13 protein-coding genes and 1 riboswitch are annotated in these 15,541 nt (G+C 36.3%); of the genes, 4 read left to right on the top strand and 9 right to left on the bottom strand.

Annotated elements, in window-relative coordinates:
* Window positions 1-15: 15 nt before the first annotated feature.
* Window positions 16-1,092: an alpha/beta hydrolase gene (locus ABEA36_RS04355; protein WP_345489185.1), complete on the bottom strand. Its 1,077-nt coding sequence runs from the start codon at window positions 1,090-1,092 to the stop codon at window positions 16-18.
* Between the two features lie 122 nt (window positions 1,093-1,214).
* Between ABEA36_RS04355 and ABEA36_RS04350 the strand changes: the two genes are divergently transcribed.
* Window positions 1,215-2,123 carry a LysR family transcriptional regulator gene (locus ABEA36_RS04350; RefSeq protein WP_345489183.1) on the top strand — a complete coding sequence of 303 codons (909 nt, stop codon included), beginning with the start codon at window positions 1,215-1,217 and terminating at the stop codon, window positions 2,121-2,123.
* A 125-nt stretch (window positions 2,124-2,248) separates the two neighbouring features.
* Window positions 2,249-3,166: a bifunctional helix-turn-helix transcriptional regulator/GNAT family N-acetyltransferase gene (locus ABEA36_RS04345; RefSeq protein WP_345489181.1), complete on the top strand. Its 918-nt coding sequence runs from the start codon at window positions 2,249-2,251 to the stop codon at window positions 3,164-3,166.
* A 159-nt stretch (window positions 3,167-3,325) separates the two neighbouring features.
* On the opposite strand, the gene ABEA36_RS04340 is transcribed toward ABEA36_RS04345, so the two are convergent.
* The 7 genes from ABEA36_RS04340 to queD form a co-directional block, all read right to left on the bottom strand.
* Window positions 3,326-5,257, bottom strand: coding sequence for a heavy metal translocating P-type ATPase (locus tag ABEA36_RS04340; RefSeq protein WP_345489179.1), 1,932 nt, complete (start codon window positions 5,255-5,257; stop codon window positions 3,326-3,328).
* A complete protein-coding gene (locus tag ABEA36_RS04335; protein ID WP_345489177.1) occupies window positions 5,258-6,289 on the bottom strand; it encodes an SPFH domain-containing protein in 1,032 nt (343 codons plus the stop codon). It lies immediately after the preceding gene.
* The gene (gene hflC / locus ABEA36_RS04330; RefSeq protein WP_345489175.1) at window positions 6,282-7,235 is read right to left on the bottom strand and encodes a protease modulator HflC; all 954 of its coding nucleotides are present in this window, start codon (window positions 7,233-7,235) and stop codon (window positions 6,282-6,284) included. Before hflC ends, ABEA36_RS04335 begins: the two co-directional genes overlap by 8 nt.
* A gap of 84 nt (window positions 7,236-7,319) precedes the next feature.
* A complete protein-coding gene (gene hflK, locus ABEA36_RS04325; protein ID WP_345489173.1) occupies window positions 7,320-9,350 on the bottom strand; it encodes a protease modulator HflK in 2,031 nt (676 codons plus the stop codon).
* Between the two features lie 208 nt (window positions 9,351-9,558).
* The gene (locus ABEA36_RS04320) at window positions 9,559-10,554 is read right to left on the bottom strand and encodes an aldo/keto reductase (protein WP_345490859.1); all 996 of its coding nucleotides are present in this window, start codon (window positions 10,552-10,554) and stop codon (window positions 9,559-9,561) included.
* 198 nt (window positions 10,555-10,752) lie between these two features.
* Window positions 10,753-11,367, bottom strand: coding sequence for a 7-carboxy-7-deazaguanine synthase QueE (locus tag ABEA36_RS04315; RefSeq protein WP_345489171.1), 615 nt, complete (start codon window positions 11,365-11,367; stop codon window positions 10,753-10,755).
* Window positions 11,364-11,792, bottom strand: a complete 429-nt coding sequence (queD, locus tag ABEA36_RS04310) for a 6-carboxytetrahydropterin synthase QueD (protein ID WP_345489169.1) — start codon at window positions 11,790-11,792, stop codon at window positions 11,364-11,366. Before queD ends, ABEA36_RS04315 begins: the two co-directional genes overlap by 4 nt.
* A 2-nt stretch (window positions 11,793-11,794) precedes the next feature.
* Window positions 11,795-11,840, bottom strand: a riboswitch (PreQ1 riboswitch).
* Between the two features lie 213 nt (window positions 11,841-12,053).
* Here queD and ABEA36_RS04305 point away from each other — a divergent pair.
* Together ABEA36_RS04305 and yddG are read left to right on the top strand one after the other, a co-directional pair.
* The gene (locus tag ABEA36_RS04305) at window positions 12,054-12,950 is read left to right on the top strand and encodes an acetamidase/formamidase family protein (protein ID WP_345489167.1); all 897 of its coding nucleotides are present in this window, start codon (window positions 12,054-12,056) and stop codon (window positions 12,948-12,950) included.
* A gap of 82 nt (window positions 12,951-13,032) precedes the next feature.
* Complete coding sequence (gene yddG, locus ABEA36_RS04300) at window positions 13,033-13,944, top strand: aromatic amino acid DMT transporter YddG (protein ID WP_345490856.1); 912 nt, start codon at window positions 13,033-13,035, stop codon at window positions 13,942-13,944.
* On the opposite strand, the gene ABEA36_RS04295 is transcribed toward yddG, so the two are convergent.
* On the bottom strand, window positions 13,941-15,440 hold the full coding sequence (locus ABEA36_RS04295) for an MFS transporter (protein WP_345489165.1): 1,500 nt from the start codon (window positions 15,438-15,440) through the stop codon (window positions 13,941-13,943). The genes yddG and ABEA36_RS04295 overlap by 4 nt on opposite strands.
* Between the last annotated feature and the right edge of the window lie 101 nt (window positions 15,441-15,541).

Below are 15,541 nucleotides of genomic sequence, written 5' to 3'. Positions count from 1 at the left end.
GTAGTGGCGTGTTATTTACATGAATGATTTTAAATTTTCACCATAAAACTGTGTCAATTTATCTGTGATTTGTTTTACATACGGTTGTTTCCAATAAAGCTCCATATGTGTGGCATTTGGTATTTTGACTAATGATTTATGACTTGTGCCCGTTGCATTTGCAAAGATTTCTTCAGTCATATACAGTGAATCAGCTTTTTCACCTGCAATCATTAATAAAGGTTGATTGATTAAATCAACATTCGTATTGGCATCAAATTCCATTAAATCTTGTAAACTATCAATAGTACTATTGGTTTGTGAATTAGGGTGAGCATGAGTTTGGGCATAATACTCATAACCTTGACGGTATAATTCAAATGGCATAGCGTCAACTTGTGCTTTCGTCATGTTTTGTCCAAATGAAGGGGTATATTGTATCTCGCCATTTTTTGCTTCCATTGCTCTGACTTTTGCAATATCCGCTAAACGTTGCTCAATGGTTTCTTTTTGGCTGTCCATAAAGCCATTTCGTCTAACTTTTCCTGAATTGAATAAACTGATCGTTGCAATCGTTTTAAAACGCTTATCTGTTTCAGCAGCTTTAATTGAATAGCCACCACCGCCACAAATACCGAGTAATCCTAATTGGTCTGCATCAGCGCCTGGGTACTGAGTAATAAAATCTGCTGCAGCACGAATATCTTCAATCCTATTTTGTGGTTTGTCAGTATAACGAGGCACGCCACTACTCCCCCCTTGGTATGCTGCATCAAATGCAATAGTAATATACCCTTGTTCTGCCAAATTTTGCGCATACAATCCAGCCACTTGCTCCTTAACACCTCCATTAGGGTGCGCAACAACAATAACGGGATATTTTTTACCTGCATCATAATTTGCTGGCGTATAAACGTTAGCAACAACCTCAATACCCGTCTCTTTTTGGGTATATTTAACTGGATGAATATTGACCATACCTTTAACATTTTCAGTTAGTGCATTATCGTACGTCAATGTGAAAGGATTATTTCTGTAATCTGCAGCCATAGCGCTACCTCCTAAGGTGATACTCAATAGTGTTGCTAATAAGGTGGTTTTAACGATTTTCATTTTTGCCTCAAAAAATAGTTTAATAATGGTTGAATGACGGAAGTATAACTAAGTCTTATTAATGTGATAATATGGTGTAATAACAATACTCTTGTGAAAAAAAATCAATAATGAGATTGATAATGAATGATAGTAAACAATTTAATGATTTGTACGCTTTCGTGCAGGTAGCCAAATTAGGGAGTTTTACTCAGGCAGCAATGGCCTTAAATGTGCAGCCATCAGCTTTAAGCCATCGTATGAATGATTTAGAAAAACGTTTAAAAGTTAAATTATTAAATCGTACTACTCGCTCAGTATCAACCACAGAAGCGGGTCAGCAGTTGTTAGAGCGAACGGCACCAATGTTTAATATTATTCAACAAGAGCTGCATGCTTTATCAGATTATACGGATAAGATGAGTGGTAAAATTCGGATTAACACCCCTGAGCGGCCAGCATTTGAATTAATCTATCCTAAAATTAATCATTTTTTAGTGGAAAACCCTGAGCTGGAACTGGAAGTTTTTATTAATAATCGCTACTGTGATATTGTTGCTGAACGTTTCGATTTTGGCGTGCGTTCAGGGCAAGATGTCGCACAAGACATGGTTGCGGTAAGAATATCAAAAGAAAATACGATGACAGTTGTTGCTGCACCTCGTTATATTAATCAATTCGGGATGCCAAAAACATTAAAAGAATTAATGTATCATCGTTGTATCGTAAATTCATTCAATCCTGAATACCGCTTAAGTGAATGGGAATTTATTGAAAAAAAACAGTTAACTAAAATTCGTGTACGTGAAAGTGTTGTCTTTAACGCTTTAGTATTAGTTAAACAGGCGGTGCAAGATGGACTAGGTATTGCTTGGTTACCCCGAACGACAGTTGAAAAAGAGATCGCATCTGGTCAGTTGATTGAATTTTTTACTGATATGAATATTACTTATCCACCAATGCATCTCTATTACGCTAAAAACAAACATAAAACACCAGCAATGTTGGGATTAATCGAATTACTTAGATGGAAAAACGAAGATAAAGTTTGATCTATTTAATTATTATTTATTACCTGTCATGTGTATTTATATAATAATCAATATATTTTAATTGCTAAGCTCAATAAAAGTAGTTAACATTATCAACTATCTTTATTGTTTAGTTGAGATATATGATGAATAAAATTGAAATACGGCAATTTAGAGCCGCATTACGGGAAATGGTAAGAGAACTGGGAATGTTAAGTCGCAAAAGTAGCGGTACAGAGCTTTCCCCATTGCAAAGCCATATCCTAATTGAGCTAGAAGCAAAACCTTGTGGTGTCATTGAATTATCAGATAAACTTTGTGTAGATAAAGCCAGCATTAGTCGTACGATACGAAGTTTAATTGAAGCTCACTATTTGCTGAGGGAACAGGATAAATTTGATGGTCGAGCGTCCACATTTAGGCTTAGTGATATCGGTAAACAAATACTTGATACGATAGAACATAATGCAGATAGATTTACAGAAGATGCTTTATCGTCATCATCTGATCATGAGATAGCCTTTTTTTTAAAATCAATTAAACAACTTTCAATAGGGTTACGTAATGCACGCCTTCAACGTGATGCGAATCTCACGATCAGACACATTACTGCGCAAGATAATGCTGCAATGGCCAAGCTCATTCGTAACAGCTTTTGTGAAAATAAAATTGATCATTTAGATGGCGTAAGCTTACATGACCCTGAACTAGATCAATTGAGCCAAGCCTATCAAAAATCAGGTGCCAGTTATTGGGTGGCTGAACTTGATGGCAAAATAATCGGCGGCGCAGGGTTAGCGCCACTATTTGGTGTGAATGATACCTGTGAACTGCAAAAATTATTTTTTAGTAGTCAGGTTAAAGGGATGGGGTTAGGTAGACGTATGTTAGCTCATATATTGTCACAAGCTAAATCAATGAAATATACCTTTTGTTATTTAGAAACCCTCAATGAATTGAAAGATGCCGTAAAACTATATGAAGCATTTGACTTTCAATATACGCCTAAATTAGGTAACACAGGACATAATAGTTGTGATATTTACATGCTAAAAAAACTATGATGCATTGTTTATACTTGCTTGAGCTAGTACACTTGAGCAGTATTGCTATCTATGCTGTTTTTTTTAATTCCATAAACTCGACAGCACGCATTTTATCCCTTATCAAGTATGGTTTAGATAAAATTTGCGTCCTGTCTATTCCCATTATCAAAATGGGGGCTATTGTTCATGTTGATCATCAAATTGTAACAATCTCGCCGCATTGCCTAATACAAGTATAGTACTGATATTATGTAAGATTGCAGCTATCATCGCACCAGCCATACCAAGTAAGCCAAACGCAGCTGCGATAACAATAGCAAGTGTCCAAATTAAACTAATAATCACGTTAAACTGTAATATTCTTCGACAATGACGACTTAAACGGATACATGTCGCAAGACATCTTAAATCACTACCGATTAATACAATATCCGCAGATGATATTGTAATATCTGAGCCACCAACTCCCATAGCAACACCGACAACGCCAGCTTTTAAGGCTAATGAATCATTAATACCATCGCCAACGACCATTGGTCGAAATCCATTGTTAATTTCATTATTAACACATTTTAATTTATCTTCTGGTAACGCTTGAGCAATCACATTTTGAATGCCAACGTCATGAGCGATACGTTCCGCAACATTTTGCCGATCGCCAGTTAATAATAATTGCCTTGTTAAACCTAAATCACGTAACTGAGATAATGCTGTTAATGTTTCTGGGCGTAAATTATCAGCCAGCAAAAACCAGCCTTGAAATTGTCCCGCTAATGCAAAACCTGTAATTGGTCCATCATGTTCTGGTATATTAGGTAAAATGATATCGAGCTGTTGAAATAATTCAACACGACCAAGTACAATAAGCCCATATTCACATTCTGCAATAACGCCTAACCCTTGTTTTTCAGTGATATTAGTCAATGGGTAATATTGGTTATATTGGCAGAGACTTGATAATGCTTTACTGACAGGGTGGTTGCTGGTAGCACCAAGGGATGCAGCTAAACATGTTATTAGCGTTTCATTGATGCCAGTCATAAACTGTATTTGTTGCAAATGCAGACTACCTTGCGTCAAGGTCCCTGTCTTATCAATAATCAGGGAATTAATATCAGCAACCTCTTCTAAAAAAGCTGAGCTACGAATTAAAATACCATGTCTTGCAGCAACAGTTATGCCTGCAATAGCTGTTGCTGGCGCTGACAATACCAAAGCGCATGGGCATGCAGCAACTAAGACAGATAACATGGCTTGCGGATCATTAGTGATAAACCACGTGATTGCAGCGACAAGGATAACTAATACAATATAGCTACCAATATAACGTTCTAATAATCTTGTAATCGGTGGTTTAGCCCGTTCAGCTTGTTGCATTAATTGGATAATCTTACCTAATGTTGACTCTCCGCTTGGTCGTATGATTTGTATCTGCAAAAAACCATCAAGATTAATTGCACCACCAAATACATCCATTCCTACAGTGACATCAAGCGGTATAGACTCACCCGTAATTGAAGCAGTGTCTAAACTGGCTTGCCCTTTTATAATTCGACCATCTGCTGGGATTTTATCCCCAGCTCTAACTTCAACACGATCGCCAACAGCTAATCGATCATTATCAATTAAAACAATATTCCCATCATCATTAATAAGACGTGCTTTGCTGTGTGTCAATTTACTTAACGCTGCAATAGCTTGCTGTGATCCGACCATACTTCTTTCCTCTAGAATATGGCCAAAAATCATGATAATAGGCAATAATGCTGCTGTGATTAAATCACCAACAGCCCAAGCCCCTAACATCGCAAGGGCAATTAATTGGTCGGTAACACCATGTAATGTCTGACGATAAAGGCTCTTATACGCCGATGAAAAAACAGGATAAGCAACGATTAAAGATGAAACACCACACAGTATTTGTGCAATATATTCCCCTTGTGGAATAAACCAACGCCAAAATAAGCCTAGTGCCAAAAGCCCTATAGCTAGCATAGCTAAGGTAAGTTGTTTAGATGCTTTTCGCTGTTCTTCAGGTGTAAGCATATTGCCATTAAATGGAATATGGTTATGACCACAATCCTGATGATACCGTTCATTTTTAGTCATCTATTTAGCACCTTCAATAATTAAATGACCAGCATCATTTTCATTAATCATATCTACTGTTTTTGCGCTACGCAATACAGATGCGATTTTTTCATGATAGATATTTAGTAATGAATTTGTATTCATAGCATACTTATTATTGCTAATTAAAGTTGTTATAACTGCTGTGTCAGTCCGAGCTTTAGCTAATCGTTCAGATGCTTTAGCTTGAGCTACTTGTAAAATATATTCGACCGATTGTGTGGCTTGTTGTAAGGTCTGAGCTGCATCATTTTGTGCCGAAGCTATCTCTTTAGCAGCTTGTTGGCTTGCTGTTAATACAGAATTAAAAGCGCTCATTGCTTTATTTGGTAGCGATGATTGAACGTCAACCCTGACGATTGAAATGCCTAATCCAGCTTGTTTTTGCTTTAAATCAATTAAATTGTTATTTATTTTATTTTGAATGTCTAAGCGCAATTGCTCTCGGCTAGTTACAATAGTATTACTGTTCATTAATTCAGGCCTAGCCACTAGAATTTCATCAATATCTCTTTCTGCACAAACTGCCATAGCACTTTGTTGAACAAGACGATCTAAAGCAGGCATAACATGGTCACCTTGTAACACAAAATCATAGGGTTCAGTTATATTGTAAAAAACACTTAAGTCTAATTGAACAATCCCTGAGTCGCCGGTTAATAAATAACCCGAACCAGCTAAGGCATCATTAAGGGTGCTATTTATCATATCTGCTTTTTTTGCTCGTTCTGTGCGTAATAAAGCTTGGCTTCGCCATTTTATTGTTTGTTCTATGGACGGAATAATAACAACTTGTTCAAAGGGCTGAGGCCAAGCAAATAATAATCCTGAGTTTTGTATATGCACCATTTCCCCCATCCGAAATACGACAGCTCGACTATCTGGTGCAATTTTTTTTATGTTAGATGTAGCCCAGCTGATCGCAGTTAAAATCACAATAAGATAGAGTACAAGGAAAGCAATTTGACTAGCTTGTTGCCAATGACTTAACATTTTTGGCGGTTTATTCATTTTCTCCGCCTTGATTATTCTTGGATGGAATGAATAACGTTGATGGACCATCAATAAGCACTTTAAATGGCGCGGAATCAGTACGTAATATAATTCGTGTGTTAGTATTAATAACGTTATTTAATGTATCTAACGATCTTAAAAAAGTATAAAGTTCTGGCGATTTTGCATAAGCATCGCCATAAATGGCAGCTGCTTTAGCTATTGATTGGGCATTAATTTCAGCAGCTTTAATATTTGCGTCTGCAACCATAATGCGAGCTTCTTTTTCAGCCTGAGAACGGATTTCAGCAGCTTGTTGTTTGCCTTCGGCGGTTCTTTCTGTTGCAATTGTTTCTCTTTCCGCTTTCATTCGTTCAACGGTAGCATTCAATGTGACAGATGGTAACGTTAAACGTTCAATACCAACTTTAACTATTTTTATCCCATATGTTTTGAGTAAGGATTGCTCTAATTGTTTTTGCAAATGAGATTCAAAATCAATAAGTTGTATATCATTAATATTCGTATTAACTAAATTTTCAAGCTTATAACCACTAGCTGTTGTTTCTAACGCAGAGCCAGCAAAAGTACGGATCTGTTTTGTTACTTCTTCATCAAAATTGCCTGGTATTGCTCTTAAAAATTGCAGAATACTTTCTGTATTTGGTTCGACTTGCCAAATAATATAAGCTTGCATGATGATTCGTAATCCATCTTTTGTTCCTACATCATGTAAGCCACTTGATGTCGTTCGTAATCTTAAATCTATTGCTGTAGTGGATTCAAAAGGGATTGGTAAACGCCAGTTTAAACCTGGTGTAATTAATACTCGAGTCGGATCGCCAAAACGTGTTATGACGATAGCCTGTCCTGACCTAACCTGTACTAAACAAGCAGTAGCGATGGCAAACAAAATAATAATGAGCGCGAAGATTATACGCTTTATTTTAGTATTTTTTTTCATATTCATTTCACCCTGTTTTTGCTGTTCTTTACAGTTTAGGTGATTTGCTTGACATTGGTGTGTGTCCGAAGAAGTGATCAAAATTTAATCCCCTGTATTTGTTGCTTTTATTTTAACATTATCTGGTGTTATATAATTTCGCCAATCAATTGTTGGCATATTATCTGCATCTAAACGATGATCGATGATAAGTAGTGGCGATGAGTTTGTTGATAATGCTAGACTTAATTGAGATAGATAGTATTCAAGTAAAAAAGCTTGATTTGTGTTGAGCCAAGCTAATTTTTCTGTATTGAATCTTATTGAATCTGCTTCTGCTTGTGCTAACGTTTCTTTTGCAAATCCGGTGGCTGAATTTGTTAATTCTGTTGTTTTTATATAAGCATCACTTTTATCTTGTATTGCATTAGCTTTTTCTTTAGATATTAACACTTGTGTTGTAATTTGCGCTGCTTGTACTGCATGATAAGCATTAGCCGCTCCTGCTGGTGGGTGAATTGCCTCAATAACGACGGCTAAAACTTCAACGCCACTAACTAATTGGTCTAAATTATGTTGCATAAGCATTTTAATGTCAGAGGTTAAAATATCACGGTGTTCAACAAGCGCTTCATCGAGTGTTCTTGATGCAAATTCATGAACTAAAATTCGATCTAAAGTACTTTGGACTAATGTCGAAATATCATTAGTGTTATATATTGAATTCAATGCATCTTGATCGTTAAAACCAATACGATAGATAACTCGAACATCCATGTTTAAAATATGAAAGCTCTGCTTTTGGTTGATAAGACTTGCTATAATCTGAGATTTCTCATTACGATGCGTTGAATCCCAAAGTCGATTAGCACTTTCTGGTGCTCTACCTTCGGTTGTTCCCCACCCCGTAATATCCGTATTTTCATTATCAGGTAATAAATTATTTTTCGTTTTATTACCATTTGACGTGGACACTTCATGAATAATGCCATATTCAACCGCAATAATGCGTCCAAATGGCCACGGTAATCCAAGATGTAAGCCCGATTTAAGAACCTTTACAGGCTCACCAAAGCGCTCATATATACCTCGTTCATTAAGAGGAATAACTGAAATACCACTTAATAACCAACCAACAAATATCATTAAACAAAATATTGGTAAAAATGCTTTTCTTAAAAACGTAAATGCCCAAACTTGCTGCAAATCGATACCTAGGTGAGATTGTAACTCAGATTGTATTTGTTTAAATGGTTGTGGAGGCCAATCTAACATACTTGCAATTAGGCTATTCCCTAAAAATTTGGGTTCAAGCATTTCCCTTTTGGGGGTAAAGAAAGACAAGATTGATCGAATAACTAATTCAAATGTTACAATAGCTGGTAAACATCCGATAATAACCAATAAACATAACGGCCATAGTGAATCAGAATCAATTGATATGAGTGAAATGACCGTCAACAGTTGTACTGCGATCACAATCCTAATGACAAATCCAATCATGAATGCTTCTGGCCATTGCTTTTTTGGTAATGAGAACAGATACCTTTCTATTACCAAAAAACTAAAAGCAGTAATAACAAACAGCACTGCAGCAGCATAATTGAGTTTACCAGATGATGCTGCGGGTAGATAAAAATCCCATCCCCAATAGAGAATACACAATATTAATGATGATAAACCGATCACTAAAGGCACGTCAGTTTTAATTAAATAGAAAATATTAGTTTTTATGGAATATAACGAATTAAATTTTGACTGTTGAATTTGATTTGAAAACGTGGATGACTTATTAATATTTTTATCATGTTTATCATGTTTATCATGTTTATCATGTTTATCATGTTTATCATTTTCTGTTTTATCAATAGCTTGCACTCGCCATATATCTAAATGGTATGCTAATTTAGTCACCATCGCTAATAATAGCAAGACCGCTGAATTATTACACAATAACGGTATCCAAAGAGAAGATGCATTAAATACACGTATAAAAATAGCTAATAAACTCAATATTACAGCGGCATATACACAAACACGTGTTATTAATAATAGACTTGGTAAGCGTTTTTTTGCCAATTGAAAGCGCGGTAAAATACCAATTTGTTCTGCATGCTTTGTTAAATCCAACCTCATAGGACTTAAATCTCATCTTATTATAATCGTATTATTTATATTAAAGGCTATATTAAACACATTATATCGACGTTATAATGTGTTTAATATAGCCTTACCGAGGCTCGAGTATATACTTATCATGCCTGATATTACAATACTTTTAAGCCGCAAAACTCTAAATTGACTTATGCATTTTCATCGCACTAATCCTCAATCATTTTATTTTTTAGCGCCCTACTAATTTTTGTTGTGCGTCAGGATAACGGTTACCTAATAATTTTATTTGTTCAGAAGCTTTTTCGAGCGTTTCAATCTCATATGGTGTCAGTTTTACGTTGACGCTGGCTAGGTTTTCATTTAAACGGGCTAGTTTGGTGGTACCTGGAATTGGCACTATCCAGGGTTTCTTAGCCAGTAGCCATGCTAATGCAATTTGACCAACTGCAAGCTGTTTTTGGTCTGCAAACTGCTTAATGATTTCGACTAACTTTAAATTAGCCGCTCTATTTTCAATATTGAAACGTGGCACAGTACTTCTAAAGTCATCATCACCATATTGAGTTGTTGCATCAACTTTGCCCGTTAAAAACCCTTTACCTAATGGACTAAAAGGAACAAAACCAATATTAAGTTCTTCTAAAACAGGTAAAATATCATCCTCGGGTTGACGCCACCATAATGAATATTCGCTTTGTAGTGCTGTAACTGGCTGCACTGCATGTGCCTTACGTATCGTATCAGCACTGGCTTCAGATAAACCAAAATACTTCACTTTACCTGCTTTAATGAGATCTTGTACCGCACCGGCTACATCTTCAATCGGAACATTAGGATCAACACGGTGCTGGTAGTAAAGATCAATTGCTTCAACACGTAATCGTTTTAATGATCCTTCAATAGCGGTTTTAATATGTTCTGGTCGACTATTGAGTTTGCTCCATCGCGTTGTATCACCAACATTAGGAGCCCAACCAAATTTCGTGGCAATTACAACGTTATGTTTAAATGGTTCTAGCGCTTCACCAAGTAAGTCTTCATTGGTATATGGACCATAAACTTCAGCTGTATCAAAAAAGGTGACGCCAGCTTCAACGGCATTTCTCAAAAGCGCAATCATCTCGGATCGATCTTTGGCTTGTCCATATGACCAGCTCATCCCCATACAACCTAAGCCTAAAGCTGATACCGTTAAATCACTATGACCAAGTTTTCTTTGCGGAATATTCATGACTGCCCCCTACTTTCAAAATAATGATTATGTAAAACAGCGTATTTATGTCAAATTAGATTAATCTTAGCATACTTTTTATTATCGATTGTAGATAAGATTATTTTTTACCAAACTGATCATTTCACTCATTATTCACCAAAAATAGTGGCGCTTATCACCTATTTTTGATGGCTTGAAATAAAAGGTTTGTTATTCAATATTGGCCAGTTTATGGGTTTGTATGCTAAGTAACCATTTATTATCAACCCGCTTTTGATTAAGTTGCCCTAGTAATTCAATGGTTTGTAGCATATTAAAGCTACCATTTTGTTCGCAAGGTGAAACAAAATAACGTTTGGCCTTAATGTGCTGTTCAATATAGTGACAAAAATCGATTAATTCAGGATGATCTTCAACCACAATCCGAACCTCATCTGCTTTGGCTTGTTTTATTTCTTGATAACGCGTTTGGTAACAAAATTTCGGGCTCATCGCAATATAATCGATATGTTCATCGACTTGAGCAAGCCCATTGGTTTCAATCGCAATATAATAACCCGCAATTTTCAGCTGTTCGAGTAGTAATGGTAATGCTTTAACAAATGTCGGTTCTCCACCGGTAATGATAATATTTTTACTCTTATAGCGTTGAATATGCAATAAAATTTGCTGTAGTGTAAAAGGAGTATAACGTCTAAAGTTAGTGTCACACCAACGACAGTTTAAGTTACACCCGGCAAAACGGATAAAGATTGCTGGCATTCCGGTGTTATAACCTTCCCCTTGCAATGATTCGAAAATTTCTACAATGCGATACTCAGTCATGATTTACTCCTTGAGTATTCGCAATAAGATGTTGGCGTTTCCCACAGCTTAACCATCGAAATGGGTAAATAGTTTGCAAGGAGATCAAAGATATATTGACTCATGCCCTCTGCTGTTGTACGACAAGGAAATGCATAGACTTTGCGATCCATTTGCAATAATAGCTCGGCAATACGATGTTCATTAACGTTATGTTGATGGTACAAAAAAGCATGATCAAAAGGATCAACAATATGTTGTTTAACGATGGTTTTTAAATCAGCATAATCCATAACCATTGCTGAACTTGAACCCTCATTAATTAATTCACCACTGATTTCGACTAATAAACGGTAAGTATGACCATGTAAATTGTGACATTTTTTATTATGACCATCTAGCATATGACAGGCGTCAAATTGGAACTCTTTAGCAATTTTAAACATTTTCTCTCCTAGTTTTTTTACGTGGGATGGGTTACGAACCACGGTTAGAACCTCTAACAATATGAGTGGTGTAATATAATAGAGTGCAGTTAATTTGTCACGAATTGGATAATCATAATATTAAGATAACGTTTTCTTTGACTTTCATGTCATCATCTTAAACAGTGGGATGATGTGCAGGTAGATTACGCTAAAAAATTTGCTTAAAAAAAATGAACTGGTGTATAGTTGCTCATTATAACAATTAATATTGGATATCGTATGCGAATTAAAAAGAATAATGTGATTTTTGCTATGTCAAAAAATAACCAACCTGTTGCACATGTATCAAGTGGTAGTCAGGTCATTTTCGAAACGTGTGATTGTTTTTTTGACCAGATTTTAGATGAAACAATGACATTTAATGAATTGGATTGGAATCATATTAATCCCGCAACCGGCCCTATTTATGTTGAGGATGCATTACCTGGTGATATTTTAAAAATTGAAATAAAAAAAATCAGCTTAACTCGAGATTTTGCCATTATGGTAACGGGTCATCAGTTAGGCGTCATTGGTGATCAATTATCGGATAACCATATTTACAAAGTTCCAATTCTTGATAATCAGGCTATCTTACAGGATCATATACATATTGACCTTAACCCAATGATTGGCGTGATTGGCGTTGCACCTAAAGGTGATGATATTTCGTGTGGTATACCTTGCCAACATGGTGGCAATATGGACTGTAAAGAAATTGCACAAGGTGCAACGCTGTATTTACCGGTTAATGTCCCAGGTGCTTTGTTTGCATTAGGTGATTTGCATGCAGCGATGGGGGATGGTGAGGTTTGTGTGTCTGGCTTAGAAATTTCGGGTGAAGTTGAAGTGGTAATTAGTGTACTAAAAAACAGTGCATTACCTACCCCATTAATTGTCAATCCACACATGATAAGTACGGTAGCGTCAAGTCCGACACTTGATGAAGCAGCGGTAGATGCAACAAAGCAAATGGTAAAATTAATTAAGCAATATAGTAACTTAAGCGAAGCAGATATTATTACAATTCTAAGTGCTAAAGGCGATCTAAGAATTTGCCAAGTTGTTGACCCACAAAAAACCTGTCGTTTTGAAATTACGCAGTCGTTAGCAAAACAGCTATCTGTAATACTCTAAGATAAAGTGATCTTTATAAGTTAAGTGTGATTCATAATGAATGACACTTTTTTTATATCTAATACATACTAAAGGACACACTATAATGAGTAAAAATAAAGCAACATTAATTGGCTTAATGGCCGTGTTATTGTGGAGTTCTTTAGTTGGCACGATTCGCATCGTTAGTGAAAATTGGGGCGCGATAGGCGGTACCGCCATGATCTATAGTCTGGCCAGTATATTGCTGCTTTTTACTGTTGGTCTTAATAAAATGCATAAATATTTACTCCCTTATTTGATTGCGGGCGGTATATTATTTGTGTCATATGAATTATGTTTTTCACTTTCTATTGCATTTGCCAATAATGGTCAGCAAGCTATTGAAGTCAGTATGCTCAACTATTTATGGCCCACTTTGACGATACTTTTTACGATATTATTCAATCAACAAAAAGCCAATTTTTTGATTATTCCAGGTGCAGTTTTACCCGTTATTGGTATTGGTTGGGTTCTGGGTGGTGAGCAAGGTTTCAATGTACTGAGCATGTTGAATAATATTAAAGATAATCCATTAAGCTACTTTTTAGCTTTAATTGGTGCATGTATTTGGGCAACGTATTGTTTGATTACGGTTAGGTTTGCAAAAGGAAAAAATGCGGTAACACTGTTTTTCTTAATAACAGCTATCATACTATGGGCAAAATACTTGATGACCGATGAATCTACATTAACATGGAGTTATCAAGCGGTGATCTATTTATTCCTTGCTTCAGCGGCTATTGGCTTTGGTTATGCGGCATGGAATATTGGTGTATTACATGGTAACGTGACCCTTCTGGCTGGCGCCTCTTATTTTATCCCAATCCTATCTGCATCACTTTCAGCTTTATTGCTAAACACACCGCTTTCACTTTCATTTTGGCAAGGAACGGCTTTAGTGACCCTCGGTGCAATATTATGTTGGCTTGCTATCCGAGGGATAAAAAATACTAGAAAATTCAGTGATCATTAATGGTGTATAGCAACGGCTTTTGCGGGTAAAAACAACCAAATAACAACTGCAAGTCCTGATAATAAAAGTCCTGACATCAATAATACAATCACGTGTGCACTGACAAATGCTTGCTTAGCCGATGCAATTAATTGATCACTTAATTCACTTTGCTCCAGCTGGCTGGCAACAAAAAAAGCTTCATTAATCGAATTTTGTGCTTGTAAGACTAAATCGCCCGTTATACCAACTGGAACGGTGATATTATGGCTGAAAATAAGGGTCAACATGATACCAAAAAGCACAATACCAAACCCCGCGCCAAGTTCATATGCCATACCTTCAATTGCCCCTGCTGAAGCAGATTTATCTGCAGGTGCAGACGTCATAATCGCCGAAGTTGAAGCAAGAAGTGCGACACCGACACTTAAACCGAGCAAAATCATCATCGCCCATGCCATCAAAGGATAGTTGATAAAGTCACACATAGCTAATCCAAAAAAGCTAAAGGCACTTAAACCCATCCCAAATGTTGCGACAATTCTTAGACCTAAACGAGAAACTAACCAACCGGCAAGGGGCCCCCCCACACCACTAGCTAACATAGCTGGTAACATAAACAAACCCGCTTGTAATGGTGTTAAGCCATGCACAAATTGGAGTTCTTGTGCCATTAATAATTCAAATCCCACAATGCTAATCATCGCAGTTAACGCCATGATAATCCCAATGACCAGTACACGTTGCTTCAAGAGACTAAAATCAATCATTGGTGAAAGACTCTTTCGTTCTTTTTTAACAAAAAAGACGAGTAATAGCACACCACCTAACCCGATGCTTAATATCACAATCAGTGAATTATTGATATTTAGTGCTGATTTGATGGCATAGACTAACATTAAAATAGCAACGATAAATATCAGCGCTTTGCTAATTTGCCATGGCTGTTGATGATTTTGTGGTTGTTTAGGAACAATAATTAAAATCGCTATGATTGTGATAATCACGATTGGGATATTGATCCAAAATACGGACCCCCAATGAAAATGACTTAATAAATAGCCGCCGACTAATGGGCCAATGGCAGCCCCTCCAACACCAATGGTTGACCATATACCTAAGGCTAATGAGCGATTTTTTTCATCTAAAAATGTATTTCTTATGCCTGATAATGTAGCGGGTAAAATCATTGAAGCACCCAGTGCCAATAATGCCCTTGCAAAAATCAGCATAAGTGTATTGGTTGATAATGCAGCACATAATGACGCAATACCAAATATAATTAAACCAATAATCGCTAAAATTTTATAACCAAATTTATCACCTAACGCCCCCATCGGTAATAATAGCCCTGCCATGACGAGTGAATAGATATCAATAATCCATAGTAGTTCACTTGCTGTGGCATTAAGGGCAATACTTAATGTTGGTACTGCAACATGCAATACGGTAGCATCAATTGATACCGGTAAGTACATTAAGATAATGAGTGATAAAATTAACCATTTATTGTTCATCGTCTTTCCTTTTTAAATTCTGGACAAATGTTCAAGTCAAAGGATTCTATATAAATGTTGAACATATGTCCATTTTTATTGTATGATTATTTTAATAAAAT

Source organism: Orbus sasakiae, from assembly GCF_039542345.1.
Classification (GTDB): Bacteria; Pseudomonadota; Gammaproteobacteria; order Enterobacterales; family Orbaceae; genus Orbus; species Orbus sasakiae.
Note: the sequence above shows the minus strand (reverse complement) of the source record. Positions and strands in the feature narration are given on the sequence as shown.

What these genes read in the sequence shown, in the direction of transcription:
- ABEA36_RS04355 (WP_345489185.1), bottom strand. Translation starts at nt 1,092, where the DNA reads ATGAAAATCGTTAAAACCACCTTATTAGCAACACTATTGAGTATCACC.
- ABEA36_RS04350 (WP_345489183.1), top strand. Translation starts at nt 1,215, where the DNA reads ATGAATGATAGTAAACAATTTAATGATTTGTACGCTTTCGTGCAGGTA.
- ABEA36_RS04345 (WP_345489181.1), top strand. Translation starts at nt 2,249, where the DNA reads ATGAATAAAATTGAAATACGGCAATTTAGAGCCGCATTACGGGAAATG.
- ABEA36_RS04340 (WP_345489179.1), bottom strand. Translation starts at nt 5,257, where the DNA reads ATGACTAAAAATGAACGGTATCATCAGGATTGTGGTCATAACCATATT.
- ABEA36_RS04335 (WP_345489177.1), bottom strand. Translation starts at nt 6,289, where the DNA reads ATGAATAAACCGCCAAAAATGTTAAGTCATTGGCAACAAGCTAGTCAA.
- hflC (WP_345489175.1), bottom strand. Translation starts at nt 7,235, where the DNA reads ATGAAAAAAAATACTAAAATAAAGCGTATAATCTTCGCGCTCATTATT.
- hflK (WP_345489173.1), bottom strand. Translation starts at nt 9,350, where the DNA reads ATGAGGTTGGATTTAACAAAGCATGCAGAACAAATTGGTATTTTACCG.
- ABEA36_RS04315 (WP_345489171.1), bottom strand. Translation starts at nt 11,367, where the DNA reads ATGACTGAGTATCGCATTGTAGAAATTTTCGAATCATTGCAAGGGGAA.
- queD (WP_345489169.1), bottom strand. Translation starts at nt 11,792, where the DNA reads ATGTTTAAAATTGCTAAAGAGTTCCAATTTGACGCCTGTCATATGCTA.
- ABEA36_RS04305 (WP_345489167.1), top strand. Translation starts at nt 12,054, where the DNA reads ATGCGAATTAAAAAGAATAATGTGATTTTTGCTATGTCAAAAAATAAC.
- ABEA36_RS04295 (WP_345489165.1), bottom strand. Translation starts at nt 15,440, where the DNA reads ATGAACAATAAATGGTTAATTTTATCACTCATTATCTTAATGTACTTA.